The organism is Hymenobacter sp. BT18, from assembly GCF_012273015.1.
GTDB classification, from domain to species: Bacteria; Bacteroidota; Bacteroidia; order Cytophagales; family Hymenobacteraceae; genus Hymenobacter; species Hymenobacter lutimineralis.
On sequence record NZ_CP050954.1, the window covers coordinates 2,306,568 to 2,328,541 of the forward strand.

At 60.8% G+C, this 21,974-nt stretch carries 18 protein-coding genes; 9 read left to right on the forward strand and 9 right to left on the reverse strand.

The genetic code is table 11. From position 1 onward, the window contains the following. Positions 1 to 27: 27 nt before the first annotated feature. A complete protein-coding gene (gene prmC / locus HER32_RS09695) occupies positions 28 to 888 on the reverse strand; it encodes a peptide chain release factor N(5)-glutamine methyltransferase (protein ID WP_168681730.1) in 861 nt (286 codons plus the stop codon). Positions 889 to 956: 68 nt separating this feature from the next. Here prmC and ribD point away from each other — a divergent pair, with 68 nt between their 5' ends. From ribD to HER32_RS09720, 5 genes are all read left to right on the forward strand, one after another. Next, complete coding sequence (gene ribD, locus HER32_RS09700) at positions 957 to 1,997, forward strand: bifunctional diaminohydroxyphosphoribosylaminopyrimidine deaminase/5-amino-6-(5-phosphoribosylamino)uracil reductase RibD (RefSeq protein ID WP_168681731.1); 1,041 nt, start codon at positions 957 to 959, stop codon at positions 1,995 to 1,997. A gap of 79 nt (positions 1,998 to 2,076) precedes the next feature. Then, complete coding sequence (locus HER32_RS09705) at positions 2,077 to 2,559, forward strand: GAF domain-containing protein (RefSeq protein WP_168681732.1); 483 nt, start codon at positions 2,077 to 2,079, stop codon at positions 2,557 to 2,559. Between the two features lie 80 nt (positions 2,560 to 2,639). Further along, a complete protein-coding gene (locus HER32_RS09710; RefSeq protein ID WP_168681733.1) occupies positions 2,640 to 3,326 on the forward strand; it encodes a hypothetical protein in 687 nt (228 codons plus the stop codon). 106 nt (positions 3,327 to 3,432) lie between these two features. After that, positions 3,433 to 4,608 (forward strand): glutathionylspermidine synthase family protein, encoded by a 1,176-nt coding sequence (locus tag HER32_RS09715; RefSeq protein ID WP_168681734.1) that lies wholly within the window; start codon positions 3,433 to 3,435, stop codon positions 4,606 to 4,608. 25 nt (positions 4,609 to 4,633) lie between these two features. Next, positions 4,634 to 5,152, forward strand: coding sequence for a dihydrofolate reductase family protein (locus tag HER32_RS09720; RefSeq protein WP_168681735.1), 519 nt, complete (start codon positions 4,634 to 4,636; stop codon positions 5,150 to 5,152). 74 nt (positions 5,153 to 5,226) lie between these two features. On the opposite strand, the gene HER32_RS09725 is transcribed toward HER32_RS09720, so the two are convergent. The 4 genes from HER32_RS09725 to HER32_RS09740 form a co-directional block, all read right to left on the reverse strand. After that, positions 5,227 to 5,907 carry a phosphatidylserine decarboxylase family protein gene (locus tag HER32_RS09725; protein ID WP_149071179.1) on the reverse strand — a complete coding sequence of 227 codons (681 nt, stop codon included), beginning with the start codon at positions 5,905 to 5,907 and terminating at the stop codon, positions 5,227 to 5,229. 186 nt (positions 5,908 to 6,093) lie between these two features. After that, a complete protein-coding gene (locus HER32_RS09730; protein WP_149071178.1) occupies positions 6,094 to 7,383 on the reverse strand; it encodes a Glu/Leu/Phe/Val family dehydrogenase in 1,290 nt (429 codons plus the stop codon). A gap of 208 nt (positions 7,384 to 7,591) precedes the next feature. Beyond that, on the reverse strand, positions 7,592 to 8,545 hold the full coding sequence (locus HER32_RS09735) for a phosphatidate cytidylyltransferase (protein ID WP_168681736.1): 954 nt from the start codon (positions 8,543 to 8,545) through the stop codon (positions 7,592 to 7,594). Positions 8,546 to 8,586: 41 nt separating this feature from the next. After that, a complete protein-coding gene (locus HER32_RS09740) occupies positions 8,587 to 9,636 on the reverse strand; it encodes a CPBP family intramembrane glutamic endopeptidase (RefSeq protein WP_168681737.1) in 1,050 nt (349 codons plus the stop codon). A 151-nt stretch (positions 9,637 to 9,787) separates the two neighbouring features. Here HER32_RS09740 and dusB point away from each other — a divergent pair, with 151 nt between their 5' ends. Further along, a complete protein-coding gene (gene dusB, locus HER32_RS09745; protein ID WP_168681738.1) occupies positions 9,788 to 10,777 on the forward strand; it encodes a tRNA dihydrouridine synthase DusB in 990 nt (329 codons plus the stop codon). Positions 10,778 to 10,921: 144 nt separating this feature from the next. Next, positions 10,922 to 11,884: a DMT family transporter gene (locus tag HER32_RS09750; RefSeq protein WP_168681739.1), complete on the forward strand. Its 963-nt coding sequence runs from the start codon at positions 10,922 to 10,924 to the stop codon at positions 11,882 to 11,884. Positions 11,885 to 11,959: 75 nt separating this feature from the next. On the opposite strand, the gene HER32_RS09755 is transcribed toward HER32_RS09750, so the two are convergent. From HER32_RS09755 to HER32_RS09770, 4 genes are all read right to left on the reverse strand, one after another. Beyond that, positions 11,960 to 12,961, reverse strand: a complete 1,002-nt coding sequence (locus tag HER32_RS09755) for a lipid A deacylase LpxR family protein (RefSeq protein ID WP_168681740.1) — start codon at positions 12,959 to 12,961, stop codon at positions 11,960 to 11,962. Positions 12,962 to 13,026: 65 nt separating this feature from the next. After that, positions 13,027 to 13,623, reverse strand: a complete 597-nt coding sequence (locus HER32_RS09760) for a hypothetical protein (protein WP_168681741.1) — start codon at positions 13,621 to 13,623, stop codon at positions 13,027 to 13,029. Between the two features lie 101 nt (positions 13,624 to 13,724). Continuing rightward, positions 13,725 to 18,374 (reverse strand): AAA domain-containing protein, encoded by a 4,650-nt coding sequence (locus HER32_RS09765; RefSeq protein WP_168681742.1) that lies wholly within the window; start codon positions 18,372 to 18,374, stop codon positions 13,725 to 13,727. A 72-nt stretch (positions 18,375 to 18,446) separates the two neighbouring features. Beyond that, positions 18,447 to 20,225 (reverse strand): amino acid permease, encoded by a 1,779-nt coding sequence (locus tag HER32_RS09770; protein ID WP_410503895.1) that lies wholly within the window; start codon positions 20,223 to 20,225, stop codon positions 18,447 to 18,449. Between the two features lie 405 nt (positions 20,226 to 20,630). On the opposite strand from HER32_RS09770, the gene HER32_RS20420 reads away from it, so the two are divergent. Then, a complete protein-coding gene (locus HER32_RS20420; protein ID WP_410503897.1) occupies positions 20,631 to 21,203 on the forward strand; it encodes a carboxypeptidase-like regulatory domain-containing protein in 573 nt (190 codons plus the stop codon). Positions 21,204 to 21,302: 99 nt separating this feature from the next. Further along, on the forward strand, positions 21,303 to 21,974 hold the full coding sequence (locus HER32_RS09780; protein ID WP_168681744.1) for a carboxypeptidase-like regulatory domain-containing protein: 672 nt from the start codon (positions 21,303 to 21,305) through the stop codon (positions 21,972 to 21,974).

Genomic DNA, 21,974 nt, shown 5'->3' on the forward strand with positions numbered 1-21,974 from the left:
TGAGAAGCCCGCTCGGCGGCTCATTTATTAGCCCGGCCAAGTAGCCTTCACCATGCGTTCCTTATCGAATATATCGACCTGGGCTGCCGCATCGGCATACCCTAACTGCTGCAGGAGGGCTACCGTGTCGCGGGCAAACTGCTCGTTGATTTCAAAGTAGATGCGGCCACCCGCGCGGAGCAAGGCGGTTCCCAGCTGAGCAATACGTCGGTAGAAAAGCAGTGGGTCGTGGTCGGGCACAAACAAGGCAGTGGCGGGCTCATACGCTAGCACGTTGGGCCGCATCAGGGGCCGCTCGTTTTCCAGTACGTAAGGCGGGTTGCTGACCAGCACGTCCAGCGGCCCGGCCAATGTCGGCTCGACGGTCAGGATATCCAGTTGCTGAAAATCCACGGCTACCTTATACTTGTGGGCGTTGCGCCGGGCCACGTCCAGGGCCTCAGCGGAAATATCAACGGCCGTGAGGCAGCTTCCCGGCAGAGCCTGCGCCAGGGCCAGCGGAATGCACCCCGAGCCCGTGCCTACATCCAGGACGTACAGGCCGACGCGGCCGCGCTGTTCCTGAGCAATAAGCGCAACCAGCTCCTCTGTTTCGGGGCGCGGAATGAGCGTGGCCGGGGTAACTTCCAGCTCCAGGCCCGCAAAGTGAGCCACGCCCAGCACGTACTGCAGTGGCTCGTGGCGGAGCAGGCGCTCCTGCAGGGCCGGCAGGGCCGCCAGCAACGCCTCGGGGGCCGCGTCCTGACTGCGCATGTGCCGTTGCAGCGGGGTGAGGCCTAGTTGGTGCTCCACCAGCTGGCTGGCTATGGCGCTGGCCTCGTCGGGGGGGTATACGGCCTGCAGCGCGGTGGCGAGGTCAGTGGTGAGCTGGCGGAGCGTGGTAGGCATGGGGCAAAGGTAGCAGCCGAAACCGCCGCGCCGCGTATCTTCACCGTCCCAACCCACGCCGCCCTGCTATGCCCTTTTCTGATTTCGATGAGCTGATGATGCGCCGGGCACTGGACCTGGCCCGACTGGGCGCTGGCTACACGCGCCCCAACCCCCTAGTGGGGTGCGTCATCACCCATGCCGGACGCATTATCGGGGAAGGCTGGCACCGGCAGTACGGGGGTGCCCACGCCGAAGTCAACGCGGTGGCATCCGTCACGGAAAAGCATTTGCTACCCCAGAGCCGGGTGTACGTCACGCTGGAGCCGTGCGCTCATTTCGGCAAAACCCCGCCCTGCGCCGACCTGCTGGTGGAAAAGCGCGTGGCCGAGGTGGTAGTCTGCAACCTCGACCCCAACCCACTAGTGGCCGGCCAGGGCCTGCAGAAGCTGCGCGACGCTGGCATACCAGTAGAAACAGGCCTCCTGGAGCAGGCCGGCCGCCGCCTGAACCGGCGCTTCTTCACCTTTCAGGAGCAGCACCGGCCCTACGTAGTGCTGAAGTGGGCCGAAACCGCCGACGGCTACCTGGCCGGTCCTTATTACCAGCCCGTGCCCATCAGTGGGGAACTGGCCCGGCTGGCCGTACACCAGTGGCGGGCGGAGGAACACGCCATCCTGGTGGGCACGCGCACGGCCCTGCACGACAACCCACGCCTGAACGTGCGGGAGTGGCCAGGGCAGGACCCCATTCGCCTGGTTATCGACAAAAACCTGAGTTTGCCGCCCACGCATAACCTGTTCGACGGCAGTCAGCCCACGGTAGTGTACACCTACCGCCACCGGGCCACCACCGACAATGTAGGCTACGTTACGCTTTCGGAGGCCGAGGATTTGTTTCCCCAGATTCTGGCCAACCTCCACCAGCGGCAGGTGCAGTCGGTGTTGGTGGAAGGCGGGCCTACGGTGCTCAACTCCCTGCTTAAAGATGGGCTTTGGGACGAAATTCGCATCATCCGCAGTCCCAAGCACCTGGGGGGCGGGGTAGCAGCTCCCCATCTAGGCCTCACGGGCTTGCAGGAGCAGTTTGCGCTGGGCGACGACCAGGTGTTTATTTACCGGAAAGGGTAATGACGTTGCGGAACGCTCTGGTCGCACTGCCACGCTTCGTCACAGCCACCATTTCATTTTAACCTTCATTTTACTCCTCATGGCAGAAGAACTGCACCTCGATACTACGCTTACCAAAGCCGAGCAATACCGGCAGCTCCTGCCCCAGATAGAAGCCCTAACGACCGGCGAGCCGGATCTGGTAGCTAACCTGGCCAATACCGTGGCTGCCCTGCGGCAGGCCTTCAACTTTTTCTGGGTAGGCTTTTACCTGGTGAAAGGCGACGAACTGGTGCTGGGGCCATTTCAGGGGCCTATAGCCTGCACCCGCATCCGGCACGGCAAGGGCGTGTGCGGCGGCAGTTGGGCCCAGGCCGTTACCCTGCTGGTGCCCGATGTAGAGCAGTTTCCCGGACACATTGCCTGCAGCTCCGAGTCTAAGTCCGAAATTGTGGTGCCGGTGCTGAAAGACGGGCAGGTGGTAGCCGTGCTGGACGTCGACAGCGACCAACTCGACGACTTCGACCAAGATGATCAGCAGGCGCTGGAGCAGCTTATGCAGCTGGCCGCCCGCTGGTTTTAGCGGCGACAGGCACCAGCTTCTTTCGGCTCACGCAGACCTTCTATTTTTCTCAAGTCTCTTTTTGCAAGCATCCTTCTGCTATGAATAAGCCTTTTTATTGCTTGGGCGACTGGCGCCGCAACGTGGTGCTGATGGCCGCGGCGGCCAGCCTGGGCCTGGGCGTGCTGCCCGCCTGCTCCTCCGACAACCGCGCCGACACCGAAGCAGCCACCGGCGACTGGAGCGGCGAAACCTACAGCCAGGGCGTCATCACGGAAATGACCGAGGTAAAGCCCGGGGAGTGGAAAATCACGGCCGAGCAGCCCGCCGGCAAAGAGGAAGTAGCCGCTATTCTCCACCATTTCGACGGAAAAGTGGATACCCTGCAGGGGGCGGCCCTACAAAAGCAGATGCAGGACTACAGCCGCCAGTACCCCGAAAACCGGGTAGCTGGCACCGGCATGATGGACGTGCTCATGTGGAGCGGCATCGGGTACATGGCCGGGCGCTTTCTCACCCCTAACCCGGGCTACTATGCCAACCCCGGCCTGTTCCAGCGCAACACGGGGTGGCGCCAGGGTATTACCCGGGAACGTGAAAACGAGGGTCGGGGCTTTTTCGGCCGAGGCTTCACGGGGGCCCGCAGTTCCCGCTCGGCTGGCGTGCAGGAAAGTCCCACATTCCGGCGCTCGGCCTACCGCACCGGCACCTTCCGCAACTCGGCCCCACGCATGAGCCGGAGCAGTGGCTTCGGCAGCCGCAGCAGTGGCCGGGGCTGGGGTGGGTAGTTTTTTGAATGTGCTGAGGTGCTAATGGCTGTTTTCTTACTTAGCACCTCAGCACATTCTAACACATCAGCACATTAAGCACATCACCTTAGCACATTCAACTATAATGATATCCTTACTGCCACTTTCCGGTGACGTGACGCCGGCCGTGCGGGCGCTGGGCTGGGACTGGGCCGTGGAAGATGCCTGCGCGGCCTACGTGGCCCGCGAAGCCGTGCAGGTGCCCGAAGCTGAGGCCGAAGCCCTGCTGGAGGCTACCGACACGCTCTACGAAATGCTGGTTCAGGCTATTCCCGACCCTATCCCCGACGACCTGCTGCAGCTACTGGCCATTCCCGCCAACCTGTGGGCCGCCGTGCGCCACTCCTGGAACGACGAGCGGCACTGGCACCTCTACGGCCGCTTCGACCTAGCCCAGACGCCCGACGGCATCAAGCTCCTGGAGTTCAACGCCGATACGGCCACCAGCCTGCCCGAAACAGCTGTGGTGCAGTGGGCCAGTTTGGTAGCTGCCGGCCAGGCCGATGAAGAGCGCCAGGCCAACGGCTTGTTTGAGGGCTTGCAAAGCCAGTTGGAAGAGTGGCGCCACCTCAACCCCGACCTCGACCCTACCCTGCTGCTAGTACATTTGCCCGACAGTGCCGAGGACGAAGCCAATTGCGCCATCTTGGCCGAAGCGGCGCGGGCGGCGGGCTTTACCACGGTGCACGTGTGCTCCGTCGATGCTATGCAGGTGTCGGTAGCCGGGGAAGAGCGGGGCGTTTGGGCCCAGGTGGGACCGGAGCAGTGGCAGCGGTTTGGCTTTCTGTTCAAGCTGGTGCCCTGGGAAATCCTGGTTGAGGAAGAACCAGAGCTAACGGCCGACCTCACCCATCTGCTGCTCACCCGCGACGTTATCATTGCCAACCCCGCCTATTCATTGCTGTTCCAAAGCAAGGGTCTGCTGGCTTGGCTGTGGAAGGTGTTTCCGCACCACCCGCTGCTACTGGAAGCTTCGCTGCAGCCCTTGGCCGGCCACTACGTGAGCAAGCCACTGCTGGGCCGCGAGGGCCAGAATGTGGTAGAGGTGCAGCCCAATGGCCAGCCCGGCGCCTCCAGCGAAGGCGAGTTCGGCGAGCAGCCCCAAGTGTACCAGCGGTGGGCCGAGCTACCCCAGGACGCACAGCAGCGCCGCTACCAGGCCGGTGTGTTCTGGGCCGGTGAGGCCTGTGCCCTCGGCTTCCGCCGCGACGCGAGCTTCATCACTAACCTCTCGGAGTTTGTACCACACCTACTGACGTAACCATCTTACTTTTGCTTTTTCTGTCATGCGCAAGGTCGTATTCTACATTGCTGCCAGCCTCGACGGGTACATAGCGTTGCCCGATGGGTCGGTTGACTGGCTGCCCGCGCCCCCACCTGGCGAAGACTATGGCTACGCCGATTTCCTGGCTACCGTAGACGCCACGCTGCAAGGCCGCACCACCTATGAGCAGGTGCTTACCTTCGGCGAGTGGCCCTACCCCACGCTCACCAACTACGTATTCAGCCGGCAGCTCGCGCAAAGCCCGGTTCCTTCGGTTCAGCTTGTAGCCGACGATCCTGTGCAGTACGTAACGGCGCTCAAGCAGCACCCGGGCGGTACCATCTGGCTTATTGGCGGCAGTTCCCTGGCTGCCCCGCTGCTGGCAGCCGGGCTAGTAGATGAGCTCATGCTGTTTGTGGTGCCCCAGGTGTTGGGCGCGGGCATTCCGCTCTGGCAGCCGGGCCTCCGCCTTCAACCTAAAACACTGCTACACACGCGCACCTGGCCCGATGGCATGGTCTTGCTGCACTACCAACTCTAGCGGGCCCTGCTTTAAAACAACCCGGCCACTCCTTAGTAGGAGTGGCCGGGTTGTTTTAAAGCCTATCTGAAAGCTTAGAACAAGCTGGGGGCGTTGGTTTTCAGTTGGGCGATAATGGTTTGCCCGCCTTTTACCTTTTCGCCGATCTGTACTTTCACCTCGGTATCCAGAGGAACGAAAATATCCACGCGGGAGCCAAACTTGATAAAGCCGAACTCTTCGCCCTGGCTTACTTCATCACCCTCATTCACGTACCACACAATACGGCGGGCCATAGCGCCGGCAATCTGCCGGAACAGCACAAACGGACCGGCTTCCGATTCTACCACCACCGTGGTCCGCTCATTCTTGGTACTGCTTTTGGGGTGCCAGGCTACGAGGTAATTGCCGGGGTGGTACTTGAAATAGCGCACGATGCCCGAAATAGGATTGCGGGTGATGTGCACGTTGATGGGCGACATGAAGATGCTGATCTGCTTGCGCACGTCGTCGAAATACTCGGGCTCGTGCACGTCCTCAATCACCACCACTTTCCCATCTGCCGGCGCTATCACCAGATCTTCGTGGGTAAACAGCCGCCGGGCCGGACTGCGGAAAAACTGCAGCAGGATCAAAAACACCAGCACGGAGATGACGGCGAATACCTTGTTGAATCCGTCGTTTTGCGCGTTGTAGCGGAATAGCAGCAGATTCACGGCCAGCAAAGCCAGCAGGGTAAAGAACAGAATACGTCGTCCTTCTTTATGGATCTTCATAGAGCGTTGATTTGCGCCGGGCCCGCTTCGTGCGGCGCGTCGGTCGTCAATTCAGGAAACGGGGCAAGTCCTGCCGAGGTTGGGTGTACGGGGTAATTCCGGGTTTAGCTTACCGCAGCGTACAAATATAGCCCGAGCCATGGGGCCCGGGCTATACACAAAGAAATTTATCGGTACCGGAGCTGCTTAGAAGCCGCCGCGGTACTTGTAGGTCTGGGCTACTTTGTCAATGGCTACTACGTAGGCAGCAATGCGCATCGGAATCTTATACTTCTGGCTGGTCTGGTACACCTTCTCGAAGGCGTCAGACATGATCCGGTCGGCCCGCTCGGTTACCATTTCTTCCGTCCACTTGAAGCCCTGGCGGTTTTGCACCCATTCGAAATAGGATACCGTTACCCCACCCGAGTTAGCCAGAATATCAGGCACCACCATGATACCCTTCTCATTGATGATAGGGTCGGCCGAAGCTGAGGTAGGCCCGTTGGCGCCTTCTACAATCAGGCGGGCCTTGATGTCGTGGGCATTGTGCTCCGTAATTACGTCTTCCACGGCGGCGGGCACCAGCACGTCTACGTCGGCCAGCAGCAGGTCGTCGGCGTTTTCCATCAGCGTGGCGCCGGTGTAGCCATCAAGCCGGCCTTTGTGGGCATTCTTGTAGGCAATGGCCTCGTCGATGTTGATGCCTTTATCGTTCCAGTAGGCCCCGCTCACGTCGGATACCGCCTTTATTTTCACGCCCTGCTCGCAGAGCAGCTTAGCCGCCCAGGAGCCTACGTTACCGAAGCCCTGCACAGCGGCCGAAGCCGTTTTAGGGTCCATGCCCAGCTTCTTCATGGCGGCCAGCGCCGATACCATCACGCCGCGGCCGGTAGCCTCGGTGCGGCCCAAAGAGCCCCCCATTACCAGGGGTTTGCCCGTCACCACGGCGGGCGAGGTAGCGCCTACCGTTTTGGAGAATTCGTCCATCAGCCACGCCATTTCACGCGGACCGGTGCCCATGTCGGGAGCCGGAATGTCGCGGTCGGGGCCAAAGACGTCTTTCATCGCCAGGGTATAGCCCCGCGTCATTCGTTCAATTTCCCCCGCACTCATGGTGGTTGGGTCGCAGATGATGCCGCCCTTCGCACCGCCGTAGGGAATGTCTACCACGGCGCACTTCCACGTCATCCAGGCCGCCAGGGCCTTCACCTCGTCGAGGTGTACGTTTTTATCGTAGCGGATACCGCCTTTCGAGGGGCCCAGAATGGTGTTGTGCACCACACGGTAGCCTTCAAATACGCGCACCTTGCCGTTGTCCATCGTCACAGGAATGTGCACGATTACCTGCTTGTCGGGTGCTTTCAGGACGTTGTAGGTTTCTTCGTCGAGGCCCAGGATTTCCGTGGCCACGTTGAAGCGCGACATCATGGATTCCAGCGGGTTTTCGGCATCGACGCGGGGGGCGGGTTCTTTGTACACCGTGGTGGCAGCCATACGGGTAAGAAATAAGGGTGAGGGTGGGTAGAAATGGCGCTGCAGCGGCAAGGGTGGAAGTTTGCCCGGCAACGCCAACGGAATTTAAGACGCCAAAGGTAGCAGTTTATGCCATACGCGGACCGCTACCGCTTGGATGTGACGCCCGCCGCTTTTGCCCGGTATCCAGCTATGCCGAAGCCGCCTCAGTAACTACGGCCGCGCCTTGCTACCCCAGCAGCAACTGCAGCAAAGCCAGCACCGGCAGAATAAACAGGAAGGCGTCGAACCGGTCGAGCAGGCCGCCGTGGCCGGGCAGGATGCGGCCGGAGTCTTTTACGCCCACGCTACGCTTAAGCATGGACTCGGCCAAATCACCAATGGGCCCAAACACAGCCACCACGCCGGCAACGATCAGCCGGTAGGTAAGTGGCAACTCGGGCAATAGGTAGCCCAATGCCCAGCCCGTAGCTAGGGTAATGAGGAAGCCGCCCACGGCCCCTTCCCAGGTTTTGCCGGGCGAAATCTTAGGCGCCAGCTTGTGCCGGCCGAAGGTTTTGCCCGCTGCGTACGCCCCAATGTCCGACGACCAGACCAGGAACAGCAGCGCGAAAATGCGGCGGTAGTCGTAGCCGTGCGCATCGAAGGCCAGCACGCTCAGCAGGCTCATGGGTAGGCTCACGTACAACAGCCCCAGCAAGGCCACGCCCACGTTGGCAAACGGGGCCAGCTGCTGATTTTCCCGCGGCCAGGCAAACATTTCCCGCAAAATGAGAATGGTGGGGAGCAAAAGCCCAATGCCGTACAGCACACCTTTTGCAATGGGCAACGCATCAAACCAAACTTCAGCGGCACCTACCGGATGTAGCGCGCTAGTCCGCTCAACCCCAGCATAGTGGTAAACACTATTTATGTAATGAATGGCCCCAAAAAGCCCCAGGCTTAAGGCTCCGCCCAGCAGCGCGGCCGGCTTGTAGTTGGCCTCCCGCATCATGCGGTAGAACTCCCACAGCATCCGCATCTGCACCAAGCCGAAAAACAAGGCAAACGTCCAGGCGCTGTACCAGATGCAGAACAGCAGCACGATGGCGCCCAGCACCCCGTAGAGCAGGCGCTGCGCCAAGTTAGACATGGGCTTTTTCTCGGAAGCAGCAGAAGGGGCGGGAGCGGGAGAGTCGGGCAAGCGGGAGCGAGGTGTAAAGGCGGAAACAGAAAAAGCAGGCGCTACAGCGGTGCCTGGGGCTGGGGCGCAGGCTCAACCCCGTGGCTGGTGAGGGTGTGGCCCGTGGGAGGCACGCTGCCACCCACCAGCACGCCCGCGCCCGTGAGCGTGTGGCTCACCACGGGCGCCCCGGTATAGCCAAACTTCTGGTAGGCCAGCCGCAGCAAGCCCAACGTGAGCACGGCCGAGAGCAGCATCCAGGGCCAGGGCAAAGCTTGCGTCGAGTCGGGGTCCAGCGTGGCGCTCAGGGTGCCGCGTTGCTGGGCGTAGAGGAGCAGAATCTGCACGGCGTTCTGGGCAAAGTGCGCGGCCATGGGCACCAGAATATTGCCGCTCCAGGCGAAGAGGTAGCCCAGTACCACGCCCAGCACCAGGCGCGGCACAAAGCCAAAGAACTGCATGTGAATGGCACTGAACAGAAAGGCCGCCAGCCAAACGCCCGCGTGGTAGGAGCCGAACAAGCGGGTAATCTGCTTTTGCACCACGCCTCGGAACACCAGCTCCTCACTGATGGCCGGCACCACGGCAATAACCAGCAGGCCCACTAGCAGCCGGCCCGTGGAGGTGAACTGGGTGAGGTACTGCGTCAGATCCTGGGCCTGGGTTTCCTTGTCGCGGGCCCACACCTCAAACTCGTGCATGAACGCGGGGAACTGCGCATTGGCGTTCCAGGCAATCAGCCCCGACATGGCCGGCAGGCTTAGCACAATGATGGCGGCTGCCAACAGCAGCCACCAGGCGGGCACCGGACGGCGCGGCGCGAAGTAGCTGGCCCAGCTACGCCCCTGAATGGACGCCAGGGCCAGCGCGGCCCCGGCAAAGCCCACAAACAGCAGTAGGACCTGTGACAACATCATCATACTCCAGCCGTGGGGGCTTAATTGTGGGTTTCGGAGTAGGGCTTCAAACTCCTGCATACTCCGAACCCCAAAAAAGGCAACACCGGCCAGTAACATAAAAAAATACCCTAGGCACACGGCCGCCAGCATCAACCCCACCAGCAGCAGCAGGGCAAGCAAGGGGTGTAGCCGGCTGGAAACGAAACCTTTCATATGTGTTCGGGGTCTTGGAGGCTTAGGATTCTGGGGACCGGGATGCCGTGCAACGTCTTTACGCAAGAACGTCAGCCAAGACCCAAAGCGCCCAAGACCCTAAGACCCTGATATAGTCGTAAATTTGCGCAAAATACTAGAATAGCCTGCCGTGGTACACATCCGCAACATTGCCCTGCCCGATTTCCCGCTTTTGCTCGCCCCCATGGAGGACGTGTCGGACCCCCCATTTCGGGCTGTGTGCAAGCAGGGCGGCGCCGATTTGATGTACACCGAATTCATTTCCTCGGAAGGCTTGATTCGGGCCGCGGCCAAAAGCCGGCAGAAGCTCGATGTGTTCGACTATGAGCGGCCCATCGGCATTCAGCTGTTCGGCTCCGATGTGGACACCATGGGCGAGTGCGCCCGCATCAGCACCGAGGCCGGCCCTGACCTTATCGACATCAACTACGGCTGCCCGGTGAAGCAGGTGGCCTGCCGCGGCGCCGGCGCGGCCCTGCTGCGCGACATTCCCAAGATGGTGCAGATGACGGAGGCCGTGGTGAAAGCCACCCACCTGCCCGTGACGGTAAAAACCCGCCTGGGCTGGGATGAGACGACCAAAAACGTGGAGGAAGTAGCTGAACGTCTGCAGGATATCGGCATTGAGGCCCTCACGGTGCACGGCCGCACCCGCGTGCAGATGTACAAGGGCGAGGCCGACTGGCGCCTGATTGCGGCCATCAAGAACAACCCCCGCATCCGGATTCCCATCTTCGGTAACGGCGACATCGACTCGCCCCAGAAAGCCGTGGAGTACAAGAACCGCTACGGCGTGGATGGCGTCATGATTGGGCGCGCCGCCATTGGCTACCCTTGGATTTTCCGGGAAGTAAAGCACTACGTCGCTACCGGCGAGCTGCTGCCCCCGCCCACCGTGGAAGAGCGGGTGCAGGCCTGCCGCTTTCACTTCGACAAGAGCCTGGAATGGAAGGGCCCACGGGCCGGTGTGTTTGAGATGCGCCGCCACTACGCTCAGTACTTCCGCGGCTTGGAAGGTGCCCGCCAGTGGCGCACCCGCTTGGTGGAAAGCAACGACCCCACGGAAATCCACGCCATCATGGACGAAATCATTGCCGCCGAGCCGGAGCTGGTGGGGTAACCTTAAAGTCTCTTTATCCATTTGTCATCCTGAGCAAAGCGAAGGACCTTATCGCGTTAGAACAATTTGTGTTCAGGCGTAATGAGGTCCTTCGCTCTGCTCAGGATGACAGGCGTTTTGTCTCTCCTGCTTTCTACTGCCGCTATGCCTATTGATACCCCCGCGCCGGCCGTTTCCGTTGCGCCCGAAAATACGCCCGTAGCCTCTCCCCCACCCCACCGCGTGCCGGCCTCGGCCTGGGGGCTGCTTATCTTATTGGCCGGTATCTGGAGCACGTCCTTTATCCTCATGAAAAAAGGCTTGGTAGTGTTTTCGGCCCTGGAGCTGGGCGCCACCCGCGTGACGGTAGCTGCCCTTATTCTGCTGCCGTTTGCCCTGCGCCACGTGCGGCAAGTGGAGCGCAGTCGGTTCAAGTGGCTGCTGCTGAGCGGCGTAATTGGCACGCTATTACCGGCCTTCCTGTTTGCCTACGCCGAAACCAAAATGGCCTCGGGCCTGGCTGGTGTGCTCAATGCCCTCACCGTGGCTTTCACTTTGCTAATGGGCGCCCTGTTTTTCGGGCAGCGCATAACGGGGCTGCGGCTGGCGGGTATTGGGGTGGGCTTTCTGGGTACCGTCGTGCTTATTGCGCTGGGCGGCAGTGGGGGCACGGCCACACCCACCGGTGAGGGCAACGCCTGGTACGGCCTCTACATCGTGCTGGCTACAGTGGGCTACGGCGTGAGCATCAACATGATCAAGCACCACTTCCACGGCATTCCGGCGGTGGCTGTCACGGCGCTACTGCTCATGCTCATCGGGGGCCCGGCGGTGCTGTACCTGCTGCTGGGCACCCAGTTCCTGTACAAGCTCCAGCACGTGCCAGGCGCCTGGACGGCCTTCGGCTACATCGCCCTGCTGGCCACCATGAGCACTGCCGTGGCTATGATCTTATTCAACAAGCTCATTCAGCAGTCTACGGCCCTGTTTGCTTCGTCCAACACCTACTTGGTGCCCATTATGGCGCTGGCCTGGGGGGTGCTTGATGGCGAAACCATCAACGGCTGGCACCTGCTGGGCATGGCCATTATCCTGCTCAGCGTATTCATCATCAACCGAGCGAAGTGAGAATCGGAGAGTAATGAAGAATGAGTACGCGGCTTGGCTTGGCGCGGGCTGTACCAATTTCTCTTTCTTCATTCCCTAAAACCCCACCAACAAGCTGAACTGCGTCCATTTATGGGAGCGGGCTCCTGCAAACTCCGGGGAAATCCAGAAGGCGGAGGTTTCCAGCCGCACACCGGCGTAGCCCAAGCCTAGGGTACCGGTGCCAATGGCCACCGTGCGGCTGATGGCTTGGGCAGGCAGCTCGTAGGGGTTATCACGGCGGAGCAGGCCACCTTGCAGGGTAGCATCATAGCCTACGACGCGGCCTTCAAGACGCGCTTCAGTGTATAGCTGAACGCGGCGCAGCTGCTGACGATTTGCGCGGCTGCTCACGCCCAGGTTCGCGAAATAAGGATTGAGCAAGCCTACACGAAGGCGGGCATCGGCGCCAGCATAGGTACGCAGGGTACCTATGCTGGCGGTGGCACCACCGATGAGCTCCACAGCCCGGCCTACATGAGCCAGCCGTCCTTCGAGGCGACCCATATAGCCCAGCACCAGGTCGTTTTGAATCTGGTAATCCCAGCCGCGCGGCGTGGGAGCACCTAGCCATTTGTGCAGCTTGGTTTGAAATCCTTTGGCTCCAACAGCTGGCCCAATCACGCCCAATTGCAGCCCGGTAGTCAGGCGCAGGTGGCGGGTGGGCCGGTTGAGAGTTCGAAAGAAATCGGCGTAGAGGTAAGAAGCGTAGGGCCGGTCGCCCACCCGAATAAAGGCATCCTGAATGCGCAGGGGCGTGAATCCATCGTAGTGCACCCGCAAACCGAAATACTCGGTGCCCTTGGCCCGCCCCAGACGCAGCAGGTGGTGGGTGGGCAACCGGGCCAGGGCGGGGTGTACCAAGGTGCCCGTCATGCCCTGGGTGAAGTAGTAGTCCGTGCGGAAATAGGCGTCGTTGGCGAAGGTGTAGCCGATGAGCCGGTCGGAGCCGAGGCGCAGGGAATCGGGAGGAACCGGAGCAGCCCGGGTCACAGCGTTTACCGGGCCCAAACCCAGCAGGCTGACTGCCGCTGCCCCCAGTAATTGAACGTTTAGCATCAGCCGTACATACGCGGTGCCTGGGGGTAGCGGGTTGGCGGGTGCCTTCTACTAGCCGCCTGTGCTTACAGCGCGGCATCATACACGTAGGGCCAGTTGTGGCAGCGGGCCGGCAAGTGGAGGCGCGTGGGGTGAGCCAGCAAGTACTGCCGGATGCGGGCCAGCTCAAGGCCGTTCAGCACGGGCAGCACGTGGAAGCCCGTTTGCCAGAAATCGGCTTCGGGCGGAAGCTGGCCGCGCAGCAGGCGGCGGGCCTGGGCAGTGGTGCGCTGGTGCAGCAGCTCCAGGGCTTTGTAGAGGGACAGGTTCGAGCTGGCCGGCAGATGCAGCACCGCATGGACGTGGTTGGTGGTTTGCACCATGCACGGCACCCGCAGGCCCTGCTCCTCCAGCATCAGCATCTCCCCGGCCACGGCTTCGGCAATTTTCTCCTTTTCCAGGTAGATGCCGCCCACTGTGGCTGCATCCAGAAGCGCGTCGAAGTCGGCGAAGAAGCGTTTGTCGGCGCGGCGGGTGGTAGCCTGAGCGGCTTCGGGGGTGGCAGCCGTGCGGGCGGCTTCCTGGGCGGCTATGCGCTGCTGCTGCAACTCACGGCCGGCGCGGGCCGGAATGGAGCCAGCCAGGCGCAGGGTAAGCAGGATGGTTTCGCCGGGTGGAAGCATAATTTTGTCGGCTATGGAGGGCGCAGCAGATTTTAAATAGGAGGCTCGTGTGTAGCCCCGTTCAGGGGCAGAATTCACCTGCAGATTTAGGGCAATGAAAGTCAGTTTTCGAAGAGCGGTGGAAAGGTCAAGGGCAACTGGCGGGGCGGGGTCTCGGCTGCCAGCGAAACCGTGGGTGGTGCCTGCAGTAAATCTGGGAATGCCACGTAACGACGAGCCAGAACGTGGCTGCTAGGGGCACTCCCTTTCGTTGTGGGCCTTATTCCCAGCTCAGCCAAGTGCAGCAGCAGGCTCTGTTCCGTTTCTGACCGCCAACGCACCCAGGCAGAGGCAAAACAGCGCCAAAAGCGCCAGCCAGCCCGCTCTAGCACCCGCTGCCGCCGTAAGTCATCGAACCACCGGTCAGGACCATGGTATTGGTCTCCGTCGCACTCCACGGCCAGCCGCTGGTCGTTTTCACCTTCGACTACCAAGTCGATACGGTATTGTCCTACCCTCACCTGAGGCTGTACCCGGTAGCCCCGCTCCGTCAGGAAATCATACACCTCCCGCTCAAACTCCGATTCACACTGCGTGCGCAAACTGCCTACCTGATGCTCGTCCTGGGTATAGGGACTCACAAAATGAGCCAGCAGCTTACGCCGCAGCTGGTCAGCGGGGCTCAGGTCCTCAACGTCTACGCTCCGTACCAGGTACATTCGGTCCCGGGCCCGTGATGCGGCCACGTTGAAGCGCCGCTCGTCGTCTTTATGCCCCAGCGCCTTCGGCTTCCCCGACACCACCAACGACAGAAATATAATATCGCGCTCCTTGCCCTGAAAGGTGTGTGCGTCGCCGCAGGCCACTTGGTGATGCAACATGGCTTCCAAACCAATTTCTCGTTCCAGCTCCACCCAGATCAGTTGCGCCTGCTTGTCGGCCAGCAGCGAAATCACCCCGATGGAGCGCCCGGCAAACAACGGGTCTGCTACCAGCGCTTTAATTTCGGCCACGATAAAGCGCGCCTCAGCCGGGTTGGTGTCGCCCGTTCGTATTCCATCCTCCACCAACACGTCTACCAGAGGCGGATCCAGTCGCTCGGAAGCCTTTGGCAGCCGCAAGGGATTCAGCCTGTGCTCATAAAACTCGCGCTTGGAATACTCGATAATTGGACCAACGCACCGGAAATGCTCCCGCAACGGCAGCTGCGAGTCGGAGAAAACCACCTGAAACAGCTGGTAAATAGAATGACTGGGCGAAAGCTGCGGCCGGTACAAGCTCGGCTGCGTGTTCAGGAACCGGTTCATGAGCTCGTTTTCCTTTTCCTGGGTAAGCCCGCTGAAGCCGGGCCCCACCTGCTTATCGTCGCCCACGATGAGTACTTTGCGCGCCCGTAGCAGTGCGGGCAGTGCCAGGAGGTTCGACTGCGAGGCCTCATCGATAATTACCAGGTCGAAGGCCCCCAATTCGGCTGGCAGGGACTCAGACACCCGGTAGTGCGGCATAATCCAACAGGGAATTGCGGCGTTGGCAACCAGAGCGGCGGCCCGTGCGTCGTGCCGATAGCGTACGCTCTTGCCGGTTCCCTTCCCTATTTTCACAACGGCATTACGGTAGGCTTGTAAGGCACTGCGTACCTCGGGGGTGGCATTCAGCGCCAGTTGCAGCCAGGTTTTCTGCTCTATGATTTCATGGTAAGCACGTGCTAGCTTCGCTTCCGTTCGCTCACGGTCGGCAGCCAGCTGTTGAAGCTCCGCGCGGGCATCCAGGGCGCAAAGGTGGTTATTGAGCCGGCGCAGCCGCCAACGTCGCTGCCAGTCAGCGGGCAGGAGGGCATCGGTAGGGCCGGTGGCGGGCTGTTCGCGTAGCTGGGTGGCCCACCGGGGCGCCCCGGAGCAGGCAATACGCTCGGTAACTACTGTAACCGTGTCCAGCCACTCGCGCAACTCGTGTACGCGCCGCAGCTCCTGCGCAAGCGTGGCCCATTGCTCCCTTAGCTCAGCATCGGTAATAGCGGGCTGGCCCAGAATCGTATTAAAAAAATGCCGTAATGCTTCACTAATGGGACCAGAGGCACCCTGCAAGGCCTGGGTATACTGCTCGCGTTCAGTCCAAGCTGCTTCGGAATGCAGCCGCAACTGGTGTTGCTGGAGTAGCTCAGCCGCCGCAGCCAGCGTGGCCGGCAGTAGCTTTGCAGCCCGCGCTGGCGGCCACGTAGGCAACAGCCGCTGCAGGGTTTCCCGCAGGCTAGCTTCAGCCGCCTGAATGGCGCCTAGCTCCTCGTATCTTTCGTAGTATCGAAGTGCCTCTTGCAAGGCAGGCACGGGCTCGGCCGTGGTCAGTGGTGGCAGCGCCAGCTCAGCGGCCAGCGTATTCCAGCGGATAACCAACTCATGTAAGTGTCGCAAAAGCAGCAGAAATTGCTCCACATGCTCCCAATCGGCCGACGTGGCAGGAGCGCCCGTAAGTATTTTTATTTCTGCCAGACGCTGTTTTTGCGTGGTTTTACCAAACCAGCCAGTCAGCCCAAAGGGTCGAAAGCCCTGCGCCAGGTTGCCTACGGCGGCTAGCAATTCTTCGTCAAGTTCGGCCTGATAAGGCAGGCGCACCGGGCGGGCTACAAAAGCCTGCCGCTTGGCCACCGCGGTCCGCAGGTCCTGACCTAACTCCTCCAATAATTCATAGAAGTCACCGTGCTGCGCGTCACTAAGCCGTTGCCATTGAACGGCAAGCCACGGCAGCGCAGCCGTAACCTCTAGCTGGTGCTGCACCTGCGTTATCTGGGCCAGGGCCTCCGTTACCTGCTCCAGCGGGTTGGAGCCCACCGACAGCGGAGGCAGGGCACCGGAGGCCACCGCCGCTTGTAGCGCTAGGGAGCGGCAAAGCTCGTGGTGAGTACGCAATAGCTCAGGAATTTCTGGTAGCTGCGCCAGCTCAGGCAGCTGCGCCATGCGGTACGGCAAATCGGCTCCTACCTTACACCGTGCGGCGCGCAAAGCCGTTATGTGTGTGTCATCAAATTGTGGACGGAAGGCGGGCGTGCACTGCAGATCATCCGGCAGCCACTCAGCCACATCCAGTGCTGCCACCACTTCCCGGGCCGCTTCCCGGGCCTCCACCGGTTCGCCATCCAGTTCCAACGCCTGCAAATTCTGCTGTCCCCAGTACCCAATACGCCGATCAATGTAAGCCAACTGACTGTGGCAGGCATCCAGTTGCGTAACAAGGTCCTCAACGCGGCGGTTTGTAGCGGCAGGGTCCAGACGCTGAACCTCCTCGGCGATGCGCTGCACCGCGTGTTCAAATTGCTTCAGGCCCTCCCGCTCACTGGTTAGCAGGCTGATGGTCAGGGGCTGTACGGTGACCGGCAGCTTGTCACGTAGCACGGCCAGCGCAGGGTCCTTCATGGAGGTGACGAGTACCCGCCGGCCCAGTGCCAGGTAGTGGCAGATGACGTTGGCTATAGTATGTGTCTTGCCTGTACCCGGTGGTCCTTGTACCACCACACCCGGAGCATGCTCCAAGAGCTGCACGATGCGTACCTGCTCATCGTTGAATGGCAACGGAAAGTACAGCTCCTGGACACTGCTGCCCGGGGCCGGCTCACCCACCAGGGATAAACCGCGGAAAGAGGGCAGCACGTTATGGGTGTGGTAAGTGGCTGGGTTCCGCACTAGTGCAGCTACTGCAGCGGGCAGCTCAGCCGCCGGCCGCTCCACCTGGGCATGTAAGGCATCAAGGTCCTGCAACAAGACGTTATTGCTACGGGGACGGGCATACAGTACCCAGGTATCAGTAACCTGAAGTTGGGGTGTAGCCCGGGGCAGCAACCGGGCGGCATTAGGCGCATCATCGGGCAGGTAACGCCCTTGGGCGTCAAGGACTGCCGCCGCCAGTCGGAGCACGGCTTCGTAGCTGGAGGGCTCCGCAGGCGACAGATAAGGCTCGTTTTCCAACAGTGGGCGGCTACCTTGCTCCAACTGGGCAAGTCCCGCCACATCCAGCGCCACGTACGCATCCAGCTCCAGCCGGCTTGGCAGCTGCCGCGGGCGAACTTCCAGCGCCATATCGTCGGGATTTAGCGTCAGTTCTACCAGACGTGTCAGAAGAGGGTAGCGCACTTCTGACATGCCTGTTTGCCAGACGGTTACACCCATCCCCCATACTAGTTCCAGAGCGGTTTCACTCAGGCCACCTTCGAGCTGCTGCTTGAGCGCATAAAGGCGCGAGTACCAGTTTATGGTACGGCGACGTTGGGTTTCGGATAGCGCCCAGGGCTGCCACTGCTGCTTTGTGTACTGACTCAGCGCCGACTCAAGAAGAGGTGCTGCCGCCAAACGCCTGATGGACACCGGCACCAAGGGGTCGTAGCCGACGGCGGTGGCGGCTTCGGGGGGCAGTAAACCAAGCCGCAGAGCTGTTTGAGCGGATAGTTCGTTTTTTAGCTGAGGTGGCCGGCTTGGGTCGTTGTGCAGTTCCGTGAGGGTTGCCAGCTGAAGATCGGCAATCGGGGGCGGGGCCTGTTCTTTCAGCCGTTCCACCCGTAACCAAACCTCCGCGTTCGGGCTGATTCCGGAAGCTAAGCCCGGGCCCTTCGTATTGAGCCATACCCCGGGAAGTCCGTCGAGCTGTGCCTCCAACACGTGAAAAGGATGGTGCGTTACATCGGCTACCGGAACCGTCCGTAATCGTACGCTTTCTTTGGTATAGGCCAATAGAGCCAGGAGCCGCTCCCGCTCAACAGACCGGCCGGAAGATGAAGAGGATAGCATAAAAAAACCGTCCGGCTCTTACGCAAGTGTAGAAGCCGGACGGGTTCAAGATAATCTAAAATCTGTTTCGGCTTAGCTAGCCACCGGGCGGTTTTTCAAACCCAGCTTGGAGTGTTTGTAGCCGTAGTTGAAGTACAAGGCCAGCCCGATAATCAACCAGCCGAAGAACAGCAGCCAGTTGTTGATGCCCAGCTGCGTCATCAGGTAGAGGTTGGTGAGCAAGCCCAGCGTGGGCAGCAAGCTCAGCTTCTTGCGGAACGACAGCCAAGCCAGCGCCAGGCAGAACACGATGAACACCAGCATAGGAATATAGTGACGGAACTCCTCGTAGCCCCCGTCGCCGCGCACGGCGCTGCCAAACTCGCGCAGGCCGGCTTGGTTGTAGGCAAACAGCAGGCCCAGCCCGATGAGCATGATGAGCGGCGTCAGGAATTGCCCGTTGATGTAGGGTACCTTGAAGCGAGCATCGGAGCGGCCGTAGGGGTCGATGATGAGGATGCCGCCGCACACCAGCGCAAAGGCAAACAAGGTGCCGATGCTGGTCAGGTCAATTACCAGGTCCATGTTCAACAGCATGGCCGGCACGCCCACGAAAAAGCCCGTGACGATGGTGCTGAACGAGGGCGTGTGGAAGCGCGGGTGCACCTTCGCAAATACCGGGGGCAGCAGCCCGTCCCGGCTCATGGTCATCCAGATGCGGGGCTGCCCGATCTGGAACACCAGCAGCACCGAGGCCATGGCGAAGATGGCACTCACGGCTACTACGCCGGCCAGCCAGTTGAGGCCTACTTTCTGGAACACGAAGGCCAGCGGGTCGCCCACGCCCAGCTCCGTGTAGCTCACCATGCCGGTGAGTACCAGCGTGATGATGACGTAGAGCACGGTGCAGATAATGAGGGCGTAAATCATGGCCCGGGGCAGGTCGCGCTGGGGGTTTTTGCATTCCTCGGCCGTGGTGCTGATGGCGTCGAAGCCGATGTAAGCGAAAAACACTGCCGACACGCCCTTGAGTACGCCGCCGATGCCGTTGGGGGCAAACGGGCTCCAGTTGGCCGGGTTCACGTAGAACACGCCCACCCCGATAACGGTGGCTACCACAATCAGCTTGAGCAACACCAGCAGGTTGGAGGCGTTTTTGGATTCCTTGATGCCGATGTACACCACCGCCGTAATGAGCAGGGTGATGAGGCCAGCAGGCAGGTCGATAACCAAGCGAAGGCCGCCGAACAGCTCCGGGGCGGTGCTCCAGGCACGGTAGCCCACCATCTGCGCCGACTCGGCCGCGGGCAGGGGCTGGCCGGCCTGCATCAGCGCCAGCACTTCGTTGTAGTACTTGTGGGCGCTCTGCATGCCCATCGTAAGCCAAACAGGCACATTCACGCCTATCCCCGAGAGTAGCCCGGTAAAGTAATCAGACCAGGATATGGCCACCACGATGTTGCCAACGGCGTACTCCATGATCAGCGCCCAGCCGATAATCCAGGCAGCCAGCTCCCCGAAGGAGGCGTAGGCGTAGGTATAGGCCGAGCCCGAAACCGGAATGGTGGCCGCAAACTGCGCGTAGCACAAAGCCGAAAATGCGCAGGCTATGGCCGTGAACACAAACAGCAGCGACACGGCCGGGCCGCCGTCGTGGGAGGCATTGCCAATGGTGCTGAAGATGCCCGCCCCGATAACGGCGGCAATGCCCAGGGAGGTCAGGTCGCGCACGGTGAGGTGGCGGGCCAGGCCATGCTCGCCGGGGTGGGAGCCGTGCAGGTCCTCATCAGCCGGCGGGTTGGACAGCAGATCCGTGAGGGATTTGCGGCGGAACAGGCCGCTGGTACGCGTGGGAAGAAGCGGAGTAGACAATGTGGGTGTAGGGGCTGGTAGATGGGGTGAGGGAATTTCAGGCCCAAAAGATAGAGAATAATGCGGCGGGGCGCGGTATTCGGCGCCCTACCGACGAACAGGCCACCGATTTTTCCGGGGAAATGCCAGGATGCCGGTATGGAATCCGGCTGGCGGGCGCATCAACAAATAAACCTCGCCTTGCTATCTATGCCGGCCCGCCCTACTCTCACCGTTCCTTCACCCTGCCACGAAAGCTGGGCCGCCATGACACCCGACAATCAAGGACGCCATTGTGCCGCTTGCAATAAAGTGGTGGTCGACTTTACCCGCATGAGCGACGCGGAACTACTGGCTTTTCTACACCGGCAGCCAAGCACAAGCTGTGGCCGATTTACTTCGCAGCAACTCAACCGCCCCTTGATGATGCCAGCAGCGCCCACGCCGTGGCGGCTGTGGCTGGCGGCCGTTGCGCTGGCGCTGGGGTTGAGCGAGGTTGTAGCAAGTAGTGCTCGAGCACAAGCGCCAGCTTCACAGCTGGGGCAGCAGCCAGAGCCGGAGGGACAAGCGGCTGGCCTTTCGTCATTGCCATCCATTTCCTGTAAGCAGTCAACGAAGCTGGCTGCTACAGCTGTGCTATTTCACGGACGGGTAATAGCACCCGACACCAAAAAGGGCATCCTGGGGGTTACGGTTACGGTAGTGGGCCCCGGCATGAGCACATCAACACAAGCAGACGGCTCCTTTACCCTCCTGATTCCGGAAGACCAATTAACCCATAAGCGTAAAATCACACTGCGCTATTCCTTCGTTGGGTTTGTCAGTCGGGAGCAGCGGGTTCGAGTCAATGGCTCCTCCGTCGAGCTTGCACCCGTGCTACTACACTACGAAACTATCCTGCTAGGCGGTATAGCATTTCTACCCGCCTCAGATAGTTGGTACCGCCCTGCCAGGGTGGTTCAACAAGCCCGACTTGCCTGGCATACGATTGTCGGTTAATTCAGCCTTGCAGCAACCTAACAACTACCCTTATAACTCTATCATCAATAGATTTTTATGTTCACAATTCCTACCCCCTGCGGCGAGTCCTGGTCGGCCATGGCGCTGACAGCTGCCGGCCGTTTCTGCGGGAGTTGCCAGCACGAAGTAGTTGATTTCACCCGCATGACGGATGCGGAGCTGCTGGCGTTTCTGCAGGGGCAAACCAGTGGCTGCGGGCGGTTTCGGGCAGATCAGGTGCGACCAACGCTTCGCCAGCACCGGCGGGCTTGGCACCTTTGGGCGGCAGCGGTGGCTTGGGTGGGCAGCGTGCTGGTTGTTCCGCGTCCGGCGTTTAGCCAGCAAGCTGTTCAGGTTTCACCGTCGTGGCAGCCGGTAGCGTCGGTTCAGCCGAAACGCTTAATACACCCGGAACATGACGCACGTATTCTGCGAGGGGCGGTGGTCGACTCGCTACGTAACCCGTTGCCGTGCGTAACCGTGCTACTGAAAGGTACGCTGGTGGGAACCTTGACCGATGATACCGGACAGTTTGAACTGGCTCTGCCTGAGAGTTCATCAGCGGTAGAATATATAACTGTCACCTATATCGGCTACCAACCGCAGAGCTTACCTGCTACGCAATTTCTGCAGGCCGATGCCGTTGTCATACTCTATGCGGATTGGGTAATCATGAAGGATTCGACGGTAACCGGCGGCTACTGCGCCTTCCCTCATTGGTATACACCACGCGGGGTGTGGTGGCGGGTTACCCAACTATTCCGCCGCTAA